24 protein-coding genes are annotated in these 22,868 nt (G+C 65.1%); 11 read left to right on the top strand and 13 right to left on the bottom strand.

Annotated elements, in window-relative coordinates:
* Positions 1 to 5 precede the first annotated feature (5 nt).
* The 4 genes from ACSBM8_RS00940 to ACSBM8_RS00925 form a co-directional block, all read right to left on the bottom strand.
* Positions 6 to 1,205, bottom strand: a complete 1,200-nt coding sequence (locus tag ACSBM8_RS00940; RefSeq protein ID WP_442679805.1) for a DUF2252 family protein — start codon at positions 1,203 to 1,205, stop codon at positions 6 to 8.
* 91 nt (positions 1,206 to 1,296) lie between these two features.
* The gene (gene arsB, locus ACSBM8_RS00935) at positions 1,297 to 2,373 is read right to left on the bottom strand and encodes an ACR3 family arsenite efflux transporter (RefSeq protein WP_442679804.1); all 1,077 of its coding nucleotides are present in this window, start codon (positions 2,371 to 2,373) and stop codon (positions 1,297 to 1,299) included.
* Positions 2,373 to 2,795: an arsenate reductase (glutaredoxin) gene (gene arsC, locus ACSBM8_RS00930; RefSeq protein ID WP_442679803.1), complete on the bottom strand. Its 423-nt coding sequence runs from the start codon at positions 2,793 to 2,795 to the stop codon at positions 2,373 to 2,375. The genes arsB and arsC overlap by 1 nt, the downstream gene beginning before the upstream one ends.
* A 10-nt stretch (positions 2,796 to 2,805) precedes the next feature.
* Positions 2,806 to 3,135, bottom strand: coding sequence for an ArsR/SmtB family transcription factor (locus ACSBM8_RS00925; protein WP_442679802.1), 330 nt, complete (start codon positions 3,133 to 3,135; stop codon positions 2,806 to 2,808).
* A 195-nt stretch (positions 3,136 to 3,330) separates the two neighbouring features.
* On the opposite strand from ACSBM8_RS00925, the gene ACSBM8_RS00920 reads away from it, so the two are divergent.
* Both ACSBM8_RS00920 and ACSBM8_RS00915 read left to right on the top strand, forming a co-directional pair.
* Positions 3,331 to 3,816: a hypothetical protein gene (locus tag ACSBM8_RS00920; RefSeq protein WP_442679801.1), complete on the top strand. Its 486-nt coding sequence runs from the start codon at positions 3,331 to 3,333 to the stop codon at positions 3,814 to 3,816.
* Positions 3,813 to 4,184, top strand: coding sequence for a hypothetical protein (locus tag ACSBM8_RS00915; protein WP_442679800.1), 372 nt, complete (start codon positions 3,813 to 3,815; stop codon positions 4,182 to 4,184). The genes ACSBM8_RS00920 and ACSBM8_RS00915 overlap by 4 nt, the downstream gene beginning before the upstream one ends.
* A gap of 335 nt (positions 4,185 to 4,519) precedes the next feature.
* On the opposite strand, the gene ACSBM8_RS00910 is transcribed toward ACSBM8_RS00915, so the two are convergent.
* Positions 4,520 to 7,150 carry a glycosyl hydrolase 115 family protein gene (locus tag ACSBM8_RS00910; protein WP_442679799.1) on the bottom strand — a complete coding sequence of 877 codons (2,631 nt, stop codon included), beginning with the start codon at positions 7,148 to 7,150 and terminating at the stop codon, positions 4,520 to 4,522.
* Positions 7,151 to 7,399: 249 nt separating this feature from the next.
* Here ACSBM8_RS00910 and ACSBM8_RS00905 point away from each other — a divergent pair, with 249 nt between their 5' ends.
* The 4 genes from ACSBM8_RS00905 (at position 7,400) to glnA (ending at position 11,324) form a co-directional block, all read left to right on the top strand.
* Entirely contained in the window at positions 7,400 to 7,636 is a 237-nt protein-coding gene (locus tag ACSBM8_RS00905) for a hypothetical protein (protein ID WP_442679798.1), read from the top strand.
* 384 nt (positions 7,637 to 8,020) lie between these two features.
* Positions 8,021 to 9,175 carry a phospholipase A gene (locus ACSBM8_RS00900; RefSeq protein WP_442679797.1) on the top strand — a complete coding sequence of 385 codons (1,155 nt, stop codon included), beginning with the start codon at positions 8,021 to 8,023 and terminating at the stop codon, positions 9,173 to 9,175.
* A 238-nt stretch (positions 9,176 to 9,413) separates the two neighbouring features.
* Positions 9,414 to 9,752 carry a P-II family nitrogen regulator gene (locus ACSBM8_RS00895; protein ID WP_442679796.1) on the top strand — a complete coding sequence of 113 codons (339 nt, stop codon included), beginning with the start codon at positions 9,414 to 9,416 and terminating at the stop codon, positions 9,750 to 9,752.
* Between the two features lie 159 nt (positions 9,753 to 9,911).
* Positions 9,912 to 11,324, top strand: coding sequence for a type I glutamate--ammonia ligase (gene glnA / locus ACSBM8_RS00890; protein WP_442679795.1), 1,413 nt, complete (start codon positions 9,912 to 9,914; stop codon positions 11,322 to 11,324).
* Positions 11,325 to 12,225: 901 nt separating this feature from the next.
* On the opposite strand, the gene ACSBM8_RS00885 is transcribed toward glnA, so the two are convergent.
* Entirely contained in the window at positions 12,226 to 13,074 is an 849-nt protein-coding gene (locus ACSBM8_RS00885; protein ID WP_442679794.1) for an oxidoreductase, read from the bottom strand.
* Between the two features lie 183 nt (positions 13,075 to 13,257).
* On the opposite strand from ACSBM8_RS00885, the gene ACSBM8_RS00880 reads away from it, so the two are divergent.
* Entirely contained in the window at positions 13,258 to 14,088 is an 831-nt protein-coding gene (locus tag ACSBM8_RS00880; RefSeq protein ID WP_442679793.1) for an alpha/beta fold hydrolase, read from the top strand.
* A gap of 172 nt (positions 14,089 to 14,260) precedes the next feature.
* On the opposite strand, the gene ACSBM8_RS00875 is transcribed toward ACSBM8_RS00880, so the two are convergent.
* Entirely contained in the window at positions 14,261 to 15,862 is a 1,602-nt protein-coding gene (locus tag ACSBM8_RS00875; protein WP_442679792.1) for a phytoene desaturase family protein, read from the bottom strand.
* Positions 15,863 to 15,890: 28 nt separating this feature from the next.
* On the opposite strand from ACSBM8_RS00875, the gene ACSBM8_RS00870 reads away from it, so the two are divergent.
* Complete coding sequence (locus tag ACSBM8_RS00870) at positions 15,891 to 16,373, top strand: GAF domain-containing protein (RefSeq protein ID WP_442679791.1); 483 nt, start codon at positions 15,891 to 15,893, stop codon at positions 16,371 to 16,373.
* Here ACSBM8_RS00870 and ACSBM8_RS00865 read toward each other — a convergent pair.
* Entirely contained in the window at positions 16,370 to 17,101 is a 732-nt protein-coding gene (locus ACSBM8_RS00865; RefSeq protein WP_442679790.1) for a TonB family protein, read from the bottom strand. The two genes, ACSBM8_RS00870 and ACSBM8_RS00865, sit on opposite strands and share 4 nt — an antisense overlap.
* 485 nt (positions 17,102 to 17,586) lie before the next feature.
* Here ACSBM8_RS00865 and ACSBM8_RS00860 point away from each other — a divergent pair, with 485 nt between their 5' ends.
* The gene (locus ACSBM8_RS00860; RefSeq protein ID WP_442679789.1) at positions 17,587 to 18,234 is read left to right on the top strand and encodes a hypothetical protein; all 648 of its coding nucleotides are present in this window, start codon (positions 17,587 to 17,589) and stop codon (positions 18,232 to 18,234) included.
* A gap of 393 nt (positions 18,235 to 18,627) precedes the next feature.
* On the opposite strand, the gene ACSBM8_RS00855 is transcribed toward ACSBM8_RS00860, so the two are convergent.
* The 3 genes from ACSBM8_RS00855 to ACSBM8_RS00845 form a co-directional block, all read right to left on the bottom strand.
* The gene (locus ACSBM8_RS00855) at positions 18,628 to 19,161 is read right to left on the bottom strand and encodes a DUF3617 domain-containing protein (RefSeq protein WP_442679788.1); all 534 of its coding nucleotides are present in this window, start codon (positions 19,159 to 19,161) and stop codon (positions 18,628 to 18,630) included.
* A 301-nt stretch (positions 19,162 to 19,462) separates the two neighbouring features.
* The gene (locus ACSBM8_RS00850; protein ID WP_442679787.1) at positions 19,463 to 19,660 is read right to left on the bottom strand and encodes a hypothetical protein; all 198 of its coding nucleotides are present in this window, start codon (positions 19,658 to 19,660) and stop codon (positions 19,463 to 19,465) included.
* Positions 19,660 to 20,016, bottom strand: a complete 357-nt coding sequence (locus ACSBM8_RS00845; RefSeq protein WP_442679786.1) for a hypothetical protein — start codon at positions 20,014 to 20,016, stop codon at positions 19,660 to 19,662. Before ACSBM8_RS00845 ends, ACSBM8_RS00850 begins: the two co-directional genes overlap by 1 nt.
* A 229-nt stretch (positions 20,017 to 20,245) precedes the next feature.
* On the opposite strand from ACSBM8_RS00845, the gene ACSBM8_RS00840 reads away from it, so the two are divergent.
* Positions 20,246 to 20,431, top strand: coding sequence for a DUF6771 family protein (locus ACSBM8_RS00840; RefSeq protein WP_442679785.1), 186 nt, complete (start codon positions 20,246 to 20,248; stop codon positions 20,429 to 20,431).
* Between the two features lie 268 nt (positions 20,432 to 20,699).
* Here the strand turns inward: ACSBM8_RS00840 and ACSBM8_RS00835 are convergent, their stop codons facing one another.
* Entirely contained in the window at positions 20,700 to 21,434 is a 735-nt protein-coding gene (locus tag ACSBM8_RS00835; RefSeq protein ID WP_442679784.1) for a S24 family peptidase, read from the bottom strand.
* Positions 21,435 to 21,526: 92 nt separating this feature from the next.
* Between ACSBM8_RS00835 and ACSBM8_RS00830 the strand changes: the two genes are divergently transcribed.
* Positions 21,527 to 22,366, top strand: a complete 840-nt coding sequence (locus ACSBM8_RS00830) for a glucosaminidase domain-containing protein (protein ID WP_442679783.1) — start codon at positions 21,527 to 21,529, stop codon at positions 22,364 to 22,366.
* 171 nt (positions 22,367 to 22,537) lie between these two features.
* Here ACSBM8_RS00830 and ACSBM8_RS00825 read toward each other — a convergent pair whose 3' ends face one another.
* On the bottom strand, positions 22,538 to 22,750 hold the full coding sequence (locus ACSBM8_RS00825) for a hypothetical protein (RefSeq protein ID WP_442679782.1): 213 nt from the start codon (positions 22,748 to 22,750) through the stop codon (positions 22,538 to 22,540).
* Between the last annotated feature and the right edge of the window lie 118 nt (positions 22,751 to 22,868).

Here is a 22,868-nt window from a genome sequence, read left to right as displayed (position 1 = left end):
GTTGCTCACGCCGCGGCGCGCAGCGCGTAGCGGCGGCAATGTTCCAGATATCCGGATTCATGCGTTCCGGAGAGATCGACGACGCTCTGCCACAGCCAGGACGGCGCCTCGATATCGGCGCCGCGATGGTCCAGCAGCTGGCGGCGCCATTCGGCCCGGGCGGCATTGTCCATCTGCCGGCCATGCGCCTTGCCGACGACGGAGGCGAGATAGCGCGCCGCCTTGACCGCTTCGGCTTGGCTGAACTGTTCGACCTCCAGCTTCAGATCCTGCGGCGCCAGTTCGCGGATGAAGACGGATCGGTCCATCATCCGGGCGGCGATCATGCGCTCGCCCAGGTGCGGCGACAGCGCGCGCGCGCCGGCCACGACCCGCTCGGCCGGGTCCTTCGGCATCTTCGCAGCCGCGGCGGCGGGCGCGGCGGAGGTGGTCGCTTCCTTCAGATCGACCAGCGCATAATCGGCACGTCCCTTGGTGCCGCCAATCTCGATGATCGCGGCATAGCGCAGCAGGCCGAGCGAGCTGCAGCCCTTCATCCAATAGGCCGCATCCACCAGGCGCAGGCTGCGATCGCCGTCGTGCGGATCGAGCGCCAGGATCAGCCGCTTGGTGGCCTCGTCCGAGAATAATTCCTCAAGCGCGGCGCGTTCGGCGGGCTCGATCTTCCAGAATTTCTTACCGAGCGGAATGTGCGGCTCTTCATCGCCGATCCGCTCGCGGGCGAGATGGCGCCATTTGCGCCCCAGCGCGCGCCGCTTGACCGTGCGCACCACCGCAGGCTCCGCACCGGCATCGCCGCCCGATCGATCCGCCAGCGCCTGTTCGTAGCCGTCGACCATCTCCTCCACCATGCGCGCGGTGGTGACGCCGGGCAGATCCGATCCGCGCGCGGCGGTGGCGAGCGACAGACCGAGCCGGATCAGATCATGCGCCGGATTGCCGATCACGGTCTGGTCGAGATCGCGTATCTGCACCTCGACATGGCCATTGCCGTCGGACAGCGGGCCGAGATTGCCGAGATGACAGTCGCCGCAAATCCACAATTCCGGCCCGCGCGGCAGCCGCTTCGCTGCCGGCGATGCCGCCAGCCATTCGTAGAATTTGACCGTATTGCCCCGCACATAAGCGTGCGCCGAGCGCGCCATCTTGAGCGTGCGGCTGGCGTCGAGGAGCGCGGCACGCTCTTCGAAAGTGGGCATCTTCATGGGCTCTCCGGAACGTGCTCATGATGCTGAACGGTCGGAGCGGCGATTGGCTTCGCCTATGTTGCGGAAATCTTTCCGAATGTTGCCGGCGTCAGCCGAGCGGACGGCGCCCTCCTTCATACCAGGGACGCGTACGCTTCACGATCGCGACGACCGACAGCATCACCGGCACCTCCACCAATACGCCCACGACCGTGGCGAGCGCCGCGCCGGATGTCAGGCCGAACAAAGATATGGCGGCGGCGACGGCAAGTTCGAAGAAATTGGAAGCGCCGATCAGCGCCGCCGGCGCCGCCACGCACCAGGCGACGCCGAGCCGGCGCGACAGGAGATAAGCGATGCCGGCATTGAGATAGACCTGGAGGAGGATCGGCACCGCGATCAGCCCGATCACGAACGGCTGGGCGACGATCTGTTCGCCCTGGAAGCCGAACAGCAATATCAGCGTGGCAAGCAGCGCCACCAGCGACAGTGGGCCGAGCGCGGCGAGCAGGCGATCGAGCGCATCCTGACCGCCAGACGCGATCACGGCACGCCGCACCAATTGCGCCACGGCCACCGGCACGACGATGTAGAGCGCGACCGACAGGAGCAAAGTATCCCACGGCACCGTCACCGACGCGACGCCCAGCAACAGCGCCACCAGCGGCGCGAACAGGATGATCATGATGAGGTCGTTCAGCGCGACCTGGCTGAGCGTATAGCCCGGATCGCCGTCGCACAGGTTCGACCAGACGAACACCATGGCGGTGCACGGTGCCGCCGCCAGCAGGATCAGACCGGCGATATAGGAGGAGGCCTGGCCGGCAGGCAGCAGCGGCAGGAACAGCCAGCCCAGGAAGATTGTGGCAAGCAGCGCCATCGAGAATGGTTTGACGCCCCAATTGACCACCAGCGTGACGACGACGCCCCGCCAATGCCGGCGCACGGCACCGAGCGCAGCCAGGTCGATCTTGAGCAGCATCGGCACGATCATCAGCCAGATCAGCGCGGCGACGACCAGATTGACATGGGCCAGCTCGGCGGACGCGATCGCCGCGAACACGCCCGGCGCCGCCTGGCCGAGCGCGATGCCGGCGACGATGCACAGCGCCACCCACACGGTAAGCCAGCGTTCGAACAGCCGCATCGGCTTCCGGGCCGGGGCGTCGGCGGTCACCGTCACCATTACGCAATCCGCTTGCCGCTGGCATCGACGACCGGTTCGCCATCTTCCTTGGCCAGCGCACCGCGCTGCGGATCCGGCAAGATGTCCAGCACGGTTTCCGACGGGCGGCACAGCTTCACCCCCAAGGGCGTTTCCACCAGCGGGCGATTGATCAGGATGGGATGCGCCATCATCGCATCGATCAGCGCGTCATCGCTCAGGCCGGGATCGCCGAGCCCCAAATCGGCATAAGGCGTCCCCTTTTCGCGCAGCAGGTCCCGCGGCCGCATAGCGGCGCGGTCGATCAGCTCGACCAGCCGGGCGCGCGACGGCGGCGTATTCAGATAGTCGATCACCTCCGGCTCGACACCGCTGTTACGGATCAGGGCCAGTACGTTGCGCGACGTGCCGCAGGCGGGATTGTGATAGATAATGACGGGCACGATCGCTCCTTCAGCAGCAGGCGAGTTCGGCCAGCAGCGGCGCGCACAATTCGGCGCGGCCATCGCAGCAATCCCTGGCTAGGAAGATCATCAGCGCGCGCAAGCCATCGATGCGGGCGCGCTGAATCTGTTGCCGCCCGCGTCGTTCCGCCGTCACCAACCCGGCCTGCGCAAGCACGGCCAGATGGGTCGAAAAGGTGCTCTGGCTCAACCCACTCGCGGCGACCAGCGCACCCGTTGGCAGGCCATTGGGCTCGTGCCGCACGAGCAGGCGGAACGCGTCGAGCCGCGTCGGATGGGACAGCGCCGCAAGCGCGGCCAGAGCAGCGGTGGCGTCCATCCATCGTGAATAGCCGATGGGTCGTGATCTCGCAATACACATCGGGAAAAGCCGATAAATTGGGCGCGTTCCGCTTCGCAGGAGGACGGAATGTGCGAACCGGCAGTCAGGACCATGTCACACGAAACACCTATCAGCCGAGTATCCCTGCCCCCGCGCCGATGATAAGACGACCGTCATAAAGAGGAGCGACTGATGGCACGTGCGGTGACCAAGGTGATCCTGGATGGCTATGTCGGCAAAGGCATTGGCGAGATCTGCGGCAACAAGTTCGATTCGCCGCAGCAAAATCATTGCGCCCACTTCGTCTCGCACGTGCTGGAGATACAGCTGGGCATGTTGTGCGGCGACATGGAATATAGCACCCGGCACACCGGCGCCTCGATCCGCTGCGACGAGCTGTACAATCGCCTGCCGACGCGCGGTGACTGGGCAAGCGCGCCGGAGAATACCGACGGCATCCTGATGTTCGTGACGTTGACCACGAACATGGCGGGCACGCTGATGGGCAATGCGCCGCGCAAGCATGTCGGCATCGTCTTTTCAGGCTGCGTCTATAATTTCGGCAATAGTGGCCATGCGGTGCGGCGCGAGCCGACCGTGGACGCGTTCAAGACGCGCATGGGCGGCGCTTATGGAGGCATGGACAAGGTGAGCTTCTTCTACGCGGTGCCGCAATGACGCGGATCCTCCTGGCGGCGCTGGCCGGAACCCTGCTGGCCGCGGCTGCGCCCGCCCCGCCGCCGGTGGGTGCGGAACCGGCCCTGCGCCTGTTGCTGGCGGCCGCGGCCCTGCCGATCCCGCCGTCATCCTCCTGCTATGGCGTCATCCCGGGCGTGCCGAAGCCGAAACTGGGCGATTTTCTCGCGACCCCGCTGGCGGCGCTGGACAGCGGCACCAACCGGGTCAGCGGCGGCTGCACGCACGGCCAATGCCGGGTCCGCATCACCCACAATGCCGGGGAGGACGTCTTCTCCTCGGAATTCCGCTTCCGCGCACTCCGCGGCCGGCTCGTCCCCGCCAGCCTGAGCTGCTTCTCGACACCCTAGCAGCGTGGTGACTTTGGTAGCACCCGTTCGTCTCGAGGTGCGATCGAGCCCTTCGACTGCCTGCGAGGCAGGCGCTCAGGACAGGCTTGTCGAGAGCGCGTATCGAGAGACCATCACCAATGCCTCGATACGCGCCCTCGATACGCCCTGCGGGCAACTCGGTCGCTACTCGGCACGAACGGATGAACGTAAAGTCATCATACTCTAAGGCGCGGCCGGCGCCGGCGGAGCGGATCGCCGCACCGGGCCACCCTCGCCCCAACGCTGTCGCCCGCGACACACGCCATGGACGCCGGCTTTCGCTGGAGTGACGGCGGAAGGGCGCTACTTTCCCATCACGGCGACGCCGGCGGGCCGAGATAAGTGGGCGGCACCGCTGCGGTGCTGAGCACCAGTTTTTCCAGCACGACATTGTCGTCCAGGCGCCACACCTTCACGACATGCCGGCCCACGCCGAGGGGACCCATATTGGCGGACAGCTGGACGCTATTGTCGCGCACCGCGTCCGCCCAGCGGCGTTTGCCGGGCGTGTCCTCCGGCCCGCCCGTTGCCTCCAGCTCGGCGCGCAGCGCCATGACCGGGCCGTCGTCGATCGAGACACCGATCGCGACGCCGCGCTTGCCGATCGTGTCCAGCGTCGGCGCCAGATAGAGGGTCAGCAACGCCGGGCCGGCCTGATCCACCCGCACGTCATATTCCAGCCGCACGCCATCCGCCGCACGGGTGGCTGGGCGCCCCTGCGGCAACGCCAGCACCGCGCCGGCGGTGCGGCCGAGATGCGGCACGGCCGCCCATTGCAGGCCGGCGCCGCCGCGCGCGCGGCTGAAGTTCGGCGCCTCGATCGCGATCACGCCCGGCGGCGTGGCGGCGCGCGCGCGGAAGCGGGGCGCGATACCGCGCTTGCTTTCCGGCGTATCGCCGCCGACGCGCATGATGCTGGGCAGGGTCTGCTGGGTGGGGTCGTTCCAGATGACGTAGCTCATATGGACCTGCGCCATCATCCCGTCCCACTTGCCGCCATTGATGCTGTGATATTGGCGGGTGAGCGCGCCATCGCGGCGGAAGGCGGCCTCGGCCTGATCGGCGAAATGGTTGGCGCGCGCATCGTTGCTGGACGCCAGCTTCCGGTTCCAGGCGACCGCGTAATACAGGCGATAGAGGTTCGCCATCGCCGCGATCGGGAATTCCAGTAGCTGGAAATAGGCGTCCATCTGATCCGGGCGCAGGCGGGCGCGGACGCGCAGCATCTCTGCCTCCAGCCTATCCCACTGCGCCACCATGTCGCCGAATTCGCCGCCGTCCAGCGCTTCGCGCGTGGCGTCGCCCAGCGGGAAACTATCCTGATCGACAAGCTCCGGTTTCCGGCGCGCGGCATATTGGCTGTAGGCGGTGATCATCGCGCCGATCGCGTCGGCTTGTTCCGGCCCGAAGGTCGCCTCGGCCCAGGCGGCGGGATAAGCGGCGAGCGTCGCCGGCGTCACCGCATCCGGGTTCCACGCCATCGCCAGGAAGAAGCCGAGCGGATATTCCATCGGCTTGATATCGCCGACATTGGCGATCCACATCGCGCGCGCGCCGCGGCGATAGGCCAGGTCCATCTGCTGCCAGACCTTTTCGATCTGGTTGGTGTTGATCCACTTATAGTTGCGCGGGCCACCGACATAATCGAAATGATAATAGACGCCGTAGCCGCCGCTGCGCGGGGCCGCGCCGGGCGCGGGCAGGCGCCGTATCTGACCCCAATTGTCGTCGGCGAACAGCAGGGTGACGTCGTCCGGCACCTTCATGCCATGTTCGTAATACTCCTGCACTTCCTTGTAGAGCGCCCATACTTGCGGCGTCTGATCGGCCGGCTTGCCGGTAACGTCGGCGATGATGCGGCGCTGATCGGCGACGATCCGCTCCAGCAGATCGGTGGCGGTGCCCTCCGCCATCGCCTCGTCCCCGTCGCCGCGCATGCCGACGGTGACGACGGACTCATAGCCCTTGCCGTCGCCCTTGGACATCATCCGCTCGATCCCGCCGCGCCAAAAGGTCCGCAAATTGACGGCATTCTTGCTGTAATCCCACGCACCGCCGGTCACGCCCTTGTCGGTGTTGCGATGCCATTCGTCCTGGGCGCGCAGCATCACCTCATGATGCGAATTGCCCATCACGACGCCCATCGCATCGGCCAGGATCATGTTGTTGGGGTCGTCGGCGGCAAATGCCTTGGGCGCCCACATGGCGGGCCACAGATAATTGCCCTTCATCCGCAGCAGTAGCTCGAACACATGGGCGTACATCGCCGAATTGATGCCGCCGAACTTCTTCTTGGCCCAGCCGCTGAAGCAGGGATCCTCATCATTGATGAAGAAGCCGCGATAGCGCACGCGCGGCTGATCGCGCCGCGACCCCGCCGGGATCCACATGTCGCGGCGCGTACGCACGGGCACGTCGGCGAACCAATGCCAGGGCGAGACACCGATCCGTTCGGACAGATCGTATGTCCCGAACACCGCCCCGCGCCGGTCTGCCCCGACGATCACGAGCGCGCGCGCGACATTGGGGAAGGGCCGGTCGACTACAATCTGGCGAAAGGCTTCCCATTCGCCGCGAATATCGGCGGCCTCGATCTTGCCCGCCGCGACCAGCCCGTCGATGGTCGGGCTGGCGCCGAGCACGCCGATGATCACGAGCGGCCTGCTCGCCTCTTCCGCCCGCCCGGCCCGCGCCGCCGCCCGGCCGCTCACGCGCTGCAGATCGGTGGCGAAGCTGTCGGCGACACGCAGCACCGCGCTGTCCGCCTGGGGATCGACCAGGATCGCGGCGGGCACGCCGTTGGCGATCAGCGGAAAGGCGGTGCGCCGATTGATGATCGCCACTTTGCCGGGCGCGGCGAAGGCCGAAGGTGCGAACGCAAGCGCGATGCCGGCCCAGGCCACACCCCCCAACAGGTTGCGCCGCGTCGTGCTTCGTTCCGTCATCCGCACCAATTATCTCCAACACATACAGGCATCCCCCTTCGCAACGGGGGACCAGTGACGCAAGGATGGCGGCAGCTTTCTCCTCCAATCTGCTGTAAGACTCTTAGGCCCGAAAGGATCTGGTGCTTGGCCCGGTCCACGCCCGATCAATCGGAAGGCTGAGCTATGATCCGTCGCCTTCTTGCCTGTGTTCACGACCTGTTTTTACCGCCGCGGCGGCCCGCCACTTTTTTGTCGGAGGCGGAGGCTGTGGCAAAAGCCCGAGCGGTCGCCGCGCAATGCGGCATAACGCTCCATATCGGCAGCTTTGGCGTGAAGCAGATCGACAATCGCCTGTGCTGGATCGTGGGCACGATGGTCAAGGATATGAACTGGACCATCATCGTCGATGATGCATCGGGCGACGTGCAGGAGCCGGAGCTTTGGAACGGCTGGAACGGCTCTGTAAGAACCTATACCCAGGTCATGGAAGACGCGCGGCGTTAGCCCTCGATACACACCGTTTTTGCCTGCAAACGGATCCACCAGGCGCCAGACCCCGGCGCGGCGATGTTGTGAAGGCACCCCATGGCCCCCATCCTGCGCTGGGATGACGGTGTAGTGTGAGGCGCGAGAGGGGTCGTATGCGGAAACGGTCCCCGCCGCCGCCGCCGTCATGCCAGCGCAGGCTGGCATCCACGAACCACGCCGCCTGCCCCTGCGGGTGCGCGCGCCACATAACCGCGCGGCACGGCGGCCACGGCACAAAACGGCAAAAAAGCAGGATACAGTCCCACGACGATACCGTTTCACCCGTGCAACGGAACCGCGACTGCGTCGGCGCGCTTGCCCCAGATGCGTTCCCTGCTTTGCCTTCTTGCGATTGGTCCGGTGGCCGCCACCGCGGCTTCGGCCGGCGCGCCGATCGTCGCCTCGACCCAGGTCGATCCCGGCAGCGGTGCGATCGCGGTCGAGCTGATCGTCACTAACGACGCCGCGGCCGCGCAGACGATCGATGTCGCCGACACGATCGACGCCACGCTTGCCACCGCCGCCGGCACGCCCATGGCTGTGCGGCTGGAGCGGGCGGCGGATCAGCCGGCCCGCGTGGCGCTTTCCCCGTCCGGTTTCGCCCGCCTGCATTATCGCCTCACGCCGCCCGCCGGCATCGGCGCGGGCCTGCTTGCGCTGACGCTGCCGGATGCGCCGGCAATTGCCATCGCTTATACGCCGCCAGCGCCCGGCGCGCCGCAATCCACCGCCGTGACTGCGGCCGCGTCGCCCACCATGCCGGCGCCCGCCAGCCCGGCCGGGCCGCTGGAACAGCCGGGCGACCGGACCTTCCTGGCCAATTTGTCCGCCTACGAGCCCATTTACGCGGTCTACGGGCCCGGCACGAACAGCGACGCCCGCCTGCAGATCAGCTTCAAATATCAGCTGTTCGGCCGCGCCGGCGAACGCACATCGTGGCGCGACGGGATCATGTTCGGCTATACCCAGCGAATGTTCTGGGACACGGGCAGTGCGTCCGCGCCGTTCCGCAATATCGATTATATGCCCGAGCTTTACTACAGCCTGCCGCGGCTCGCCTCCGTCGGCGATTGGGCGATCGGCGGACGGTTCGGCGCGCGCCATCAATCCAACGGCCGGTCGGGTGCGGCGTCGCGCAGCATCAACATCGTCTATGTCGAGCCCGAGCTGAAGACGCGCTGGCGGGGCTATGATGTCGCGATCGGGCCGCAGCTGTGGGCCTATGTCGGCAACCGTTCCGACAATCCCGATATCGCGCATTATCGCGGCCATACCGGCCTGACGGCACGGATCGGCACGCCCGAAGGCATGCAGCTGAGCGCCAGCGGCCGGCTGAACCCCGGCAGCGGCAAGGGCGCGGCCGAGGCGTTGATCTCCTATCCGCTGCCGACGCTCTTCAGCGGGGCGCCAAAACTCTATCTCTTCGGGCAGGGCTTCGTCGGCTATGGCGAGAATCTGCTCGACTATAACCGCCACCAGACCCGCCTGCGCGCCGGTCTGGGGATCACGCGCTAGACGACTCCGGCTCGCCTCCCGACTCTGCCGGACAGATCGTTGCGGGCCCGACCCAATCGCGCGTCCGCAATAGATCCAGATCGTCGAACAACTGCCGCAAAAAAGGGCAGATCGGCGCGCAGGTGCCGCCTTTGCGGGCAATGTTCTACAGATGCGGCCCCGATCGCGCGCCGCGCTTGCGTGCGCTCATGTGGCACGCTTATTGAAAGCGACAGCCATCGGGACGGGGAGCGTTGACGTGAAGAAGATCGAGGCGATCATCAAGCCGTTCAAGCTCGATGAGGTGAAGGAGGCGCTGCATGAAGTCGGCGTGTCCGGCATCACGGTGACCGAGGCGCGCGGCTTTGGCCGCCAGAAGGGCCACACCGAATTGTATCGCGGCGCCGAATATGTCGTCGATTTCCTGCCCAAGGTGAAACTTGAGGTGGTGGTGGACGATGCGATGTCGGAGCGCGTGGTCGAGGCGATCCAGAATGCCGCCCAGACGGGGCGCATCGGCGACGGCAAGATCTTTGTCACCACCATCGACACCGCGGTCCGCATCCGGACCGGGGAGCGGGATGCGGATGCGGTCTAAAGGCCGGCGCGCCGCGGCCTCGTCCTGCTGACGACAAGCAGGATTGCGGGAGGCGGAGCCTGGATTGGGCTGAAGGAATATTCGAACTGCGGCCCCAGCCTTTGCTGGGGCGACGGATGAAGGAAGTCGCCGTGGCGACGATCAAGGGAAGGCTTTCAAATGGCGAATAAGGCGTCCGACGTTCTCAAGATGATCAAGGAGAAGGAGATCGAGTGGGTCGATCTGCGTTTCACCGATCCCAAGGGCAAGTGGCAGCATCTGACGATGGTGGCCGGCGTCGTTGGCGAGGACGAACTGAATGACGGCTTCATGTTCGACGGTTCGTCGATCGAAGGCTGGAAGACGATCAACGAGAGCGACATGATCCTGAAGCCGGATCTGGACGCCGTGTGGGTCGATCCGTTCTCGGCCACGCCGATGCTGATCCTGGTGTGCGACATCGTCGAGCCTTCGACCGGCGACCTCTATAGCCGCGATCCGCGTTCGACCGCGAAGCGCGCCGAATCCTATCTGAAGACGCTGGGGATCGGCGACACGGTCTATGTCGGGCCCGAAGCCGAATTCTTCATGTTCGACAACGTCCAGTTCGATACGACCTATAACGAGAGCTATTACAAGATCGACGATGTCGAGCTGCCGACCAACACCGGCAAGGAATATGAGCAGGGCAACCTCGCCCATCGTCCGCGCGCCAAGGGCGGCTATTTCCCGGTCGCACCGGTCGACAGCGCCGTCGATATCCGCGGCGAGATGGTCTCGACCATGCTGGAAATGGGCCTGCCGTGCGACAAGCATCACCATGAGGTTGCCGCCGCGCAGCATGAGCTGGGCCTGACCTTCGGCACGCTCGTCCAGACCGCCGATCGCATGCAGATCTACAAGTATGTCGTGTGGCAGGTGGCGCAGGCCTACGGCAAGACCGTAACCTTCATGCCCAAGCCGATCGCCAAGGATAACGGCTCCGGCATGCACACGCACATGTCGATCTGGGATGGCGGCAATCCGCTGTTCGCCGGCAATGGCTATGCCGGCCTGTCCGACATGTGCCTGTTCTTCATCGGCGGCGTGATCAAGCATGCCAAGGCGCTGAACGCCTTCACCAACCCGACCACCAACAGCTATAAGCGGCTGGTGCCGGGCTATGAGGCGCCGGTGCTTCTGGCTTATTCGTCGCGCAACCGTTCGGCCTCGTGCCGCATTCCTTATGGTGCGGGCGCCAAGGCGAAGCGCGTCGAGTTCCGCTTCCCCGACGCGATGGCCAATCCCTATTATTGCTATGCGGCGCTGCTGATGGCGGGCCTGGACGGGATCGAGAACAAGATCCACCCGGGCGAGGCGATGGACAAGAACCTCTATGATCTGCCGCCGGAAGAGCTGAGCCAGGTGCCGACCGTCTGCGCATCGCTGCGGGAAGCGCTGGACAGCCTGAAGGCCGATCACGCCTTCCTGCTGAAGGGCGGCGTGTTCACCGAAGACCAGATCGAAAGCTATATGGAGCTCAAGTGGCCGGAAGTGGCACGTTGGGAAATGACCCCGGCGCCGGTCGAATTCGACATGTATTATTCGAGCTGATCGATCGCCCGATCGGACAAGGAAACGCCCGGGGGGAAACCTCCGGGCGTTTTGCTTTGTGGTGTGCGCAAAGGCCGCACCCAATGTTGGCCTGCTATCCCGCCACCCCGTCCCACATCCACCGTCACCCTGAACTTATTTCAGGGTCCAATTCTCCGCGAGCGACGTCGCCGGGGGCACGATGGATGCTGAAACGAGTTCAGCATGACGGGCGAGAGCGCGGTCGTGTGCGCGGCATAGACCCAAATCCACCGTCACCCTGAACTTGTTTCAGGGTCCAGCGCTCCGCGAGCGACGTCGCCAGGGGCGCGATGGATGCTGAAACGAGTTCAGCATGACGACGAGGGCGCCGTCTTGCGTCGCGCGGCATCGACCCAAATCCCACCGTCACCCTGAACTTGTTTCAGGGTCCAACGCTCCTCGAGCGACGTCGCCAGGGGCGCGATGGATGCTGAAACACGTTCAGCATGACGGGCGAGAACGCGGTCTTGGGTCGCGCGGCATAGACCCAAATCCCACCGTCACCCTGAACTTGTTTCAGGGTCCAATTCTCCGCGAGCGACATCGCCGGGGGCACGATGGATGCTGAAACGAGTTCAGCATGACGGGCGAGGGCGCGGTCTTGTGTCGCGCGGCATCGACCCAAATTCCACCGTCACCCTGAACTTGTTTCAGGGTCCAACGCTCCTCGAGCGACATCGCCGGGGGCGCGATGGATGCTGAAACACGTTCAGCATGACGACGAGGGCGCCGTCTTGGGTCGCGCGGCATCGACCCAAATTCCACCGTCACCCTGAACTTGTTTCAGGGTCCAAACCTCCGCGAGCGACGCCGCCGGGGGCACGATAGATGCTGAAACGAGTTCAGCATGACGGGGTTGTGCGCTCGGGCCGTCGGACCATCAGCCCTCCCCGTCCGGATAATCCGTACCCAAAGCCAGGTCGCGCTGGCCCTCGATCGTCGCCAGCCGATCGCGCAAGGCCTTGGTCACCGCGTCATAGCCCCAGGCGCCGAGCACGATATTGCTGGGCGGATCGGCCATTTCGGTCAGCGCGATCATCGCGTCGCCGGCGCGCACCGGATCGCCCGCCTGGGTGCCGCTGATCGCTTTGGTGCTGTCCAGCCTTTTGCCCGCCGTTTCCGCATAATCGGCGATGCGATTGGGCGTCTGGCGCAGCGATCGGCCCGCCCAATCGGTGCGGAACGGGCCCGGCGCCACGCAGGTCACCTTGATGCCGAGCGGCGCCGTTTCGGCGCGCAACGCATCGGACACGCCCTCCACCGCATGTTTGGAGGCCGCATAATAGCCGGAGCCCGGAAAGCCGACATGGCCGGCGACCGATGTGATGTTCAGGATATGGCCGCGGCGCTGCGCCCGCATGCCCGGCAGCACCGCGCGGGTCAGCGCGAACAGGCCGAAGACGTTGACGTCGAACTGGGCGCGGATCTCGGCCTCGTCGCCTTCCTCGATGCTGGCCTGATAGCCATAGCCCGCATTGTTCACGAGCACGTCGAGCCGCCCGAACCGATCGTGCGCGGCGGCCACGGCAGCCGCGATCTGCGCCTGATCCGCCACGTCCAGCGCCATGGCCAGCGCGCGATCGCCATAGGGGGCGGCGAGATCCGCGACGCGACCGGCATCGCGCGCGGTGACGACGGCACGCCAGCCGCGATCCAGCACCCGCTGGGCGAGCGCGTGGCCGAAGCCGGTCGAACAGCCCGAAATGAACCAAACGGGACTATCGTTCATGAGGATTCCTTGAGACGGATATCTGGTGACAACGCCGACGCCTACATGTCGGGGGCAAGGACAGCGCACCCAACATGGCGTGTCCGATCACAATTCACCATTACCCTTTTGGGTACTTTGCCAATTCATCCATTCGTCGCACAGTTGCGTCATCGCAATGCGCGAAAGCCAGGGAGATTCGTCATGCCGTATGTGACCACCGCCGACGGAACCGAGATTTTCTACAAGGACTGGGGTTCGAAGGATGCGACCCCGATCATGTTCCATCACGGCTGGCCGCTCAGCGCCGACGATTGGGACAATCAGATGATGTTCTTCCTGCAGAAGGGCTATCGCGTGATCGCGCATGATCGGCGCGGCCATGGCCGTTCGACGCAGACGGACACGGGCAATGAGATGGATACCTATGCCGCGGACGTGGCGACGCTGACCGACCATCTCGACCTGAAGGGCGCGATCCATATCGGCCATTCCACCGGCGGCGGCGAAGTGATCCATTATGTCGCGCGCGCCAAGCCCGGCCGCGTCGCCAAGGCCGTGCTGATCAGCGCGGTGCCGCCGGTGATGCTGAAATCGGATGCCAATCCGGGCGGCCTGCCGATCGAGGTGTTCGACGATTTCCGTCAGCAGACCGCGTTCAACCGCGCCCAATTCTACCGCGATGTCGCGTCCGGCCCGTTTTACGGCTTCAACCGCCCGGGCGCGACGCCGATCCAGGGCGTGATCGACAATTGGTGGCGCCAGAGCATGATGGGCGGCATCAAGGCCCATGTCGATTGCGTGAAGGCCTTCTCCGAAACCGACTTTACCGAAGATCTGAAGTCGGTCGACGTGCCGGTGCTGCTCCTGCACGGCGATGACGATCAGGTCGTGCCGATCAAGGATTCGGCCGAGATCGGCATCACGCTGCTGAAGCATGGCCAGATCAAAATCTATCCCGGCTATCCCCATGGCGCCTTCACGATCCACGCCGACGTGATCAACGCCGACCTCCTCGCCTTCATCGAGAGCTGAGGACTCTCCTCCCCGTGCCGGGGAGGAGACACTACCCCTCTCCTCCCCGAGCTTGCTCGGGGAGGGGGACCGCGCCGCAGGCGGGGTGGAGGGGATATAGCCCGACGCTGGGAATTTCCCCTCCACCACCGCTACGCGGCGGTCCCCCTCCCCGTTCCGGGGAGGAGAGGGTTTAGCGTTTGAAGATTCGGCCGAGCAGGGACCGATCCTGCAGGATCGCTTTGGCGGCATTGTGCCCGGGTGCGCCGGTGACGCCGCCGCCGGGATGGGTGCCCGCACCGCACATATAGAGGCCAGCGATCGGCCCGCGATAGGCGGCATTGCCGAGGATCGGGCGGGCCGACCAGAGTTGGTCCAGCGACATGGCGCCGTGCATGATGTCGCCGCCGATCAGGCCGAACGTGCGTTCCAGGTCGAGCGGTGACAAAATCTGCCGTCCGACGACGCTGCGGGTAAAGCCCGGCGCCCATTGTTCGACCGTGGCGATGATCAGATCGGCCGCCGCCGCGCGCTCATTGTCCCAGGAGCGCCCGTCCGGAAGGACCGGCGCGAATTGCTGGCAGAACAGGCTCGCGACATGGCTGCCGGCCGGCGCCAGACTATCGTCGACGGTGGAGGGGATCAGCATCTCCACGATCGGCGCCTTCGACATGCCGGTGGCGCGCGCATCGGTGAAGGCGCGGTCCATATAATCCAGCGTCGGCGCCAGGATGATGCCCGACTTGAGATGATCGCCCGGCTCCGGCCGCGCGGTGAAACGCGGCAGTTCCGATAGCGCGACGTTCATCCGGAACGTGCCCGATCCGACCTTGAACCCCTTCACCCGCCGCGCGAAATCCGGGTCAAGATCGGCCGGATCGATCAGCCGGTCATACAGCAGCCGCGGCCCGACATTGGCGGCCACGATCCCGGCACTATGCGCGCTGCCATCCTCCAGCCGCACGCCTGTCACTTTGCCCCGTTCCACCAGCACGCGCGCGACCGGCGCCCCGGTCCATATCTCGACGCCTTCCTCCTCGCACGCCTGGCGCATCGCCTGGGTGATCGCACCCATGCCGCCGACGGCGTGGCCCCACGCCCCCTTGTCGCCATTCACCTCCCCGAACACATGATGGAGCAGGACATAGGCCGAGCCCGGCGTGTCGGGGCTGGCATAATTGCCGACCACCGCATCGAAACCGAACGCCGCCTTGATCGCATCGCTCTCGAACCAGCCGTCCAGGAAGGCGCGCGCCGATTTGGTGAACAGGTCCAGCACGTCGCGCTGCCTTGGGATCGGCATCCGCGCCAGCCGGCCGCCCTGCTTGGCCGCCGCCAGCAACGCCGCCGGGCCGCCGCCGGCATTGGGCGGGATCTGCAGCGCCAGATCGCGCAGCACATCCGCCACGCTTTCCAGCATCGCATAATATGCCGGCAGCGCGCGCGCGTCCGCCTCCGAAAATTTGGCGAATTCGGCCTGGGTCTTCTCTAGGCTGCCGCCGACCAGCAGATAGCGTCCGTCCGGTTGCGGCAGGAAATTGGAATAGGGCCGATCCAGGATGCGCAGGCCGCGTTCGTGCAGCCGCATGTCGGCGATCACCTTGGGCTGGAGCAGGCTGACGGTGTAGCTCGCCACCGAATTGCGGAAGCCGGGATGGAATTCCTCCGTCACCGCCGCACCGCCGACAATGTCGCGGCGCTCCAGCATGCGCACCTTCAGCCCGGCCTTGGCGAGGTAGAAAGCACAGGTCAGCCCATTGTGGCCGGCGCCCACGATCAATACGTCAGGCTTCACGCAAACATCCCCCTTAAGGACCCCGAACGTGTATCAATTCGACATTGCGGCCGGAAGCAAGGCCGAGCTGTATCGTGATCTGGAAAGCGCGCTCGACGGCCTGACCGCGGGCGAGCCCGATCCGATCGCCAACATGGCCAATGCGGCGGCGCTGATCTGGGAATATCTGCCCGATCTCAACTGGGCCGGCTTTTACCGCAATGTCGGCGGCGAGCTGGTGCTCGGGCCGTTCCAGGGCAAGGCCGCCTGCATCCGCATCGCCTTTGGCGCGGGCGTGTGCGGCGCCGCCGCGGCGACGCGCGAGACGCAGCGGGTGGAGGACGTCCATGCCTTTCCCGGCCATATCGCCTGCGATGCGGCGTCGGCCTCCGAACTGGTGGTGCCGATCGTGGTCGAGGGCGAAGTGCTGGGCGTGCTGGATCTGGATAGTCCGCAGGTTGGCCGCTTCGATGCGGAGGATCAGGCGGGCTGCGAGCGGCTGATCGCGCTGCTGGCGCCGCGCCTGCGCTAAGGCGTGCCGGCGGGCGGTGACGGGAGCCGTTCGATCAGCCAGCTATGATTTTCGACGATGATCGACGGCACTTTACGGCCTGCGCCATCGCGTGAGGGGTCGAAGCGAAAGCGCTGCTGGATCAGGCGGCAGGTCAGCGCATCCAGATCGGCATTGCCGCTGGAACGCGTCACGCTGCAGTCGCCGACGCGCCCGTTAATGCCAACGCGATAGCGGACGCCCACCGTGCCGCCCGCGCCGGCTTCGGCCAAAGCGCGCGGGAAATCGCCGTCGCGGATCCGGCCGCGGATATGCCGCGGCGGCATTCCATCGCCCCCCCCATCGCCACCGCCGCCCAGGCCGGCGCCGATCCCGCCGGCACCCGTCCCCGGCCCCGGCAGATCGGATGCGCCCGCCCGCGCCGCCGCCCCCGTCGAGGCCACCGGAGCCGCAATGATCGGTGGCGGCGGCGCGAGCGCGACGAGCGGCGGCGGCACGACGAGTGGCGTCGGCTTCGCGCGCAGGTTGCGCGGCGCGGCTGGGCCGGAATGGGCACGCGCATGCGGTCGCTCCGGCGCTGGCGGCGGGATAAGGACAGGCGGGCTTTCCAGCAGGGTCGCGGGCGGCGCGCGCGGCGGCGCGAAGCGGGTCGTCAGAACCAGCAGCAAGGCCAGGCCGAGCGCCACCTCGATCGCGGCCACGCCTAGGCCGGCGACAAGCCGTTCGCGCAGCGGGCGCGGCGCGATCATCGCCCGACGCGCCGCCGCCGGATCAGGCCAGGGCGCATCGCGACGCGTGGGCGTCGAGAACCCGCCAGCGGCGAGGGCACTTCAGGGCATCGACGACTGGCCAAAGCGTGGACATCTCCGTTTCCGCTACTCGCTATCACAAGACCGACTCCCGCCTGCGTCGGGGATTGCGTCTGTATCATATTGCCTTGAACACAAACGAAATGGACCTAGCTTCGCCGGGGTGACGGGGCGTGGCACAGGCCCCCGCCCCACCGTCATGCCCGCGCGGGCTGGCATCCTCGAAACCCACCTGCCCCCTGCCGCTTATGGGTCGGCCAGACCCAGCACCACGCGCCAAACACCCGTCGCCACCACCGCCAGCGACACACGCCGTCCTCCGGCAGCGTCCACAACAACCGCATCGATCAGGTGCGCGCACCGGCACGGCAGGAACCTGCGGCGGCGGGGCACGTTTGCGGCATCTTATCTCTTCAGGAGACGATATGCGTAAGTTCACCTCCATGGTTCGCGGCCTGTGCGCCGCTTCCGCCCTCGCTTTGGTCGCCGCCCCGGCGCTGGCGGGCAAGCATGACCGCGCCGAACAGGCCATTGCCGAAGCCCGCGGCAAGATCGACGCCGCCAACAAGACCGGCACGGCCGGCGAAGCCCCGCACGCGACCGCGGCCGCCGAAGCGTCGCTGAAGCTTGCCCGCGAGTCGCTCGCATCGGGCCATAAGGAAGAGGCGATTCAGCAGGCGATCCACGCCTCGCAGCTCGCCGATACGGCGATCGGCCAGACCCAGCAGAATCGCGCCGCGGCCGATCAGGCCCAGCGCGCCGACGCGGCCGATGCCGCTGCCACCGCGCAGCAGGAAGCGGCTGCCGCCAACGAACGCGCCGCCACTGCTGAACAGGCCGCCGCTGCGGCGGCCGCCGACGCCCAGGCCGCGCGCAACGCGCCCCCGATCGTCGTCGCCGCCGCCGCCCCCGCGCCGACCACGACCGTCACCACCGAGACGACCAAGCACGTCACGGCCGCCCCCGCCACCCGCACCCGCGTCCGCAGGGCCCCGGTCCGCTCCACGACCGTGCGCGCCCGCCCGGCCGCAACCGAGACCACCAAGACGACGGTCACCACTACCCCCAACTAATCGCCCCGCCGCCACCGTGCCCCCGCTTCGGCGGCGGTCGCACGGTGGCGACCGCAACGCCCGTCCTGCGCCTGCGGTAAGACGCGGGTCAGGATCGGACGGCGGGCCGCTTATCCCCGGGTCGAACGGCGGGTGGGTAGCGCCGTGGATGCCAGCCTGCGCTGGCATGACGGGTTAGGGAGAGCGGCTGACCGTCCGCCGAGCGCACACGTCCCACGCCCCACCGATACACTGTCACCCAGCAAAGGCTGGGGTCAGCGCGCTACTCCCGCATCCTGCCATTATGCAGCCACCCCGCAGGCGGCCGAATATGGCCCGCGCCGGCACGCCGCCGCAAAAAGGCACAAAAAAAGCGGGCGCCCAGCCTGGGCGCCCGCCATTCGATCGATCGGGTCAGCCCGCCTTGGCGCACTCGCCGATGCGCTTGCCGGCCGAGGTTGCGTGGATGGTGACCTTCTGGCCGTTGGGCATATTCACGGTCGAGGTCACTTCGTTGCTGAAGCTGGTCGACGAATAGCTGCCGGTCATGTTGGTCTTGGATTCGCCCTGGTTGTTGGGCAGCTTGCAGGTCATCGCGGCATTCATCTTGCCGCCGTCCATGGTGAACGTGTCGAACTTGCAGTCGCCCGCGCCCTTGCCGGCGAACATGTCGCCAGCCGGCTTGGCAGCCTGTTCGGGCGTGACACAGGTGGTGGCCTTGGTCGGTTCGGCCTTGGGCGCGTTGGCGCCGGCGGGCATGCCGGGGATTTCCATCTTGTCGATGGCGAAGCTCATTTCCCACTGGCCGGGCTGCATCTTCACGGCGTTCTGCGCCGTGTTGGCAACCTTTTCGACCGAGGCATCCTTCAGGGAAACGTCGGCAGGCTTCTTGTTGCATCCGGCAAGCATCACCGCGCCCGTCAACAACGCAATCGAACCCAGCTTCATCGAACCCATAATTCCTCCTGTTGGTACTATCTTTGGCAGCCGATAGAGAACCGGCTCGCCCGATAACCCTCCAATCCGGAGTTTGTTGCTCCACCGGAACGTCTGCGACCGCGAAACCGCGCGATATCGCCTGCTCGATTTGCGTTGATGGCGGATAAGCAGCGAAGAACATTGGATGTTGCGCGACGAACATCCTCCGCAACGGCGCCAAGAAAATTTTCATACTTACCAATTATGCGCGCGCATTGCCCGGACGTGCGGCCTGTTCGCGCCTATTGGGAAAGTCGTCAGGGCCGGCAGGTTATTCCGTTGCGTCCGGCGCTGTCGTGTAGCCGCCATCTGCGTGACCATGACGGGCGCGGTTGGCGGCCCAGCGGGCTTCCAGCGTCGCGACCATGGCGTCCGCCTGCTGCCGTGCCGTGCCAATCCGATCGGACGCCTCGATCAACCGGCAGGCCGCGTCGGTCACCGACAGGATCGGGGTGAAAGGCCGGCTCATCAGGCGGCGTCGCGATAGGCGCAAGGATCATGAACCAGCCCCTCGGCCAAGGGTGGGCGCAGGCCCCGCCCCTCGAACACGACGCGCCGGCCCGCCTCCACCTCTTCCGCGCGCGCCGTATCGGTGAGCTTGCCGAGATAGAGGCGATAGGCGCGCGGCCCCCAGGCGAAATATTCCTCGCCGGCGCTGGCCGGCTCTTCCGCGGCCCCGGCATCGGCGAGATAAAGGCCGGCGGCGAGCAAGGCCGACGGCATCGAGATGTTGGGACGGGCCTGGCGCTGCGCGACGATCGCCGCCTGATCGATCCGATCGCACAAAGTGGCGCGGATCGCCGCCAGGTCCGACTGCTGCAGCATGATTGTCTCCCCCAAACCCGCCGTCGCGCTACGCTGGCGACACTGCGATGTTCTCCATATGTACTCCTCGAACGTATGATTTGTCAATATAGTCTACGCTATATGCGTATGGTGAGGGCGGATGGTTGATAATATGCCGGCGGTCAACGCCTCCGCATCCCGCGAAGGGCAGTTGCAACCTGTCGCGAATCGACTTGCCGATATGTTCTATATTTGTTCTTATAGGCGCATGGAACGAATCGAAGCCCGCCGCATCTCCGATATCCTGGTCGAAGCCCCCTTATGGGCGCGGCTCGGCCTTGCCATTCGCGACGCCCGATTGCGGACGCGCGCCGCCGATTGCATCGCCGCGCGTATCGTCGAACGGCGCGATGCGGAGGAAGGTGACGATCCCGATCAGTTCCGCTTATTGTAGGAGGCCGGCGTGACAATCCCTCCGTCATGCCAGCGCAGGCTGGCATCCACGGACCCATCCCCGCGCCGGTCCGCCGGAGGAACGAACCACACCGCGCCCCGCGACGATCGTCCACCGCAAGATCACCGAACGCGGCACGCGCCATGGACCCCAGCCTTCGCTGGGGTGACGGCGAGATTTCGTAAGTGTGACGGAAAAATATGCCTCCTTCGCAATCACTTACGTCATGCGGGCACAGCCTGGCAGTCCTAGGCCCCGCCGCGCGCGTTCAGCCGATCAGGTCGTCCAGCGTCAACACGCGGTCCATCCGATCGACCCGCTCCATCGTGATGCGAAAGGTCTGGGCCGGGTTGAATTGCTCCAGCTCGACATAGGATGCGGTCTTGCGCACGATCGTCTTGATCAGCACCGAACTGGTGCGCTCGCCCTCCACCTCGTCGGGAGTGCGCAGATAGATGACGGCATCGTCGCCCACCGCGGGCCGTTTGCGGCTCTCGACAAAGACCGTGTCGCCGTCGCGAAAGCGCGGGTGCATGGACGAGCCCTGCACATAGAGGCCGTAGACATCCGCCCGCCCATCCAGGATCGGCGGGCGGCGCTTATATTCCACCACCTCGCCGCGGTTGAGCGTGGTCTGTTCGATCGCCTCGCCATCGACGATTTCGTCCGCCCCCAGCGCGGTGCCATAGATGGGGAGATCGCGCTGCATCCGATCCACGCTGGATCCTTCCATCCGAAACAGGACGGCATTGCTATCCGTCACCAGCCCGGTCAGCGCCAGTATCTCGGCCCGCGCGATTGGGGGATCGCCCTGGCCCTGCATGGCATCGGCGAAGCGCGTCGCCACCTCCACGCCGAGCGGACTGTCAAAGGCCGGATCGGCATAACGCTGGATGCTGGACGCCGCGGCATAGCCCGCCTTGGCGGCCAAGGCCCGCAGCGACAGCCCGGCGCGATCGCGTAGCCGATTGACCGCGGCTCCGGTGGTCTCCTGATTCGTCATGTACGTCCATATGGGACAGATTTCGTACGCAGTCTAGATTGACTTTTATACGCTTTACGCGTATGAAATTGTTTTTGAGTCGGAGGTATATAGTGAACGAGTTTTTACGCCGATCGAAAGCGGGCGGTCAGGGCTTCGATAAGGAATTTGGGCTTCGTCCTGGAATGTTTGCTGGTAAGCCGAACTCATTAAGCGATCCTCTTGCCTTGCTAGTAAATCCGCTCGGCGCCTTAAATCTGCTCAACGACCCAACCGTTTACGACAATACCATTAGTCCCAACGCAATAAACTCGCCAATCGCGAGTGCGTCGTCGGGCAGAAGCGACCATCCGAAGCCGGCTTTACTTCCCACCGCTGATCCCACGAGGCCAATGGCTCCGGCCGGAACATCTGTCCCGCCTGTGATCTTAGATCGCAAAGCAGCAACCCGCTCCCAGGCGATTAGCACCCCAAGATATCGGCAGCCGCCGCCCGAGATGATTGCAGCCGCCCAGCACACACAGCGTGTATCTGGCATACCTGCCTCGGTGACTCTCGCTCAATGGGCAACTGAGAGCCATTGGGGTGGATCAATGCCGCCAAACAGTAACAACGCTTTCGGGATCAAAGAATATGATAAAAGTAAGGGGGTCATATCTGAAACGCGAGAATATGATTCAAAGGGAAATCTATTAAAACAGAAGAAACGTTTCAAAACGTTTCCAACACTACAAGATGGATGGAATGCTCACACTAATCTTCTGACAAAAGATAAGCGTTATGTCCCGGCTCTTAAATTTGGAAATGATCCGGATAAGTACATAGATGCAATCGCGCCTATATACGCGCCCGGTAATCCCCAATATTCTCCCAGCATAAAGGCGATGATGAAAGCCAACAGGCTATACCAATATAACGATTTGCCCGATGATTCTTCACCACTTAATAAATAACTAAACATACTGTCACTCGTTTATTTCTATTAAAATTAGAATTAGAATTATGATGTGTCATTCGGACACATAATGAGGACAGAAATATTGCAGACAATGTCACAGGCCAATTTAATTTTAAGCCGTTGCCGTCATCGAGGTAATTGCGCCGACGAAACCTTACAATTGCTGTTAATATTTGCGCGGCTTGGTCGGTCGTCGGCCTTGGGTCGCGGCATCTTGGGCGGAGCCGGAACCGCCTTCGTCGGCGCCCGCCGTGCTGGAGGTATTGTCGGCGATCTGATTCAGCTGCTCGGTGGTGCTGGCGTTGGTGTGCTGCATCGATGCATCGCTGCCGCAGCCGCTCAATCCGCCGAGCAGGATCAGCGCGGTGGCGCCTGGCATGGTTCGTCCTCGTACGGTCATCATCCTGCGCCTTGTTCTGAGCCTTGCCACCCCAACGCACGGGAGAGGGCAGATCGGGCCAAGACATTCCAAACTTTTGCGGCCACGCGGCCCGAGG

Source organism: Sphingomonas sp. ASY06-1R (genome assembly GCF_052180265.1).
GTDB lineage: Bacteria > Pseudomonadota > Alphaproteobacteria > Sphingomonadales > Sphingomonadaceae > Sphingomonas_I.
Note: the sequence above shows the minus strand (reverse complement) of the source record. Positions and strands in the feature narration are given on the sequence as shown.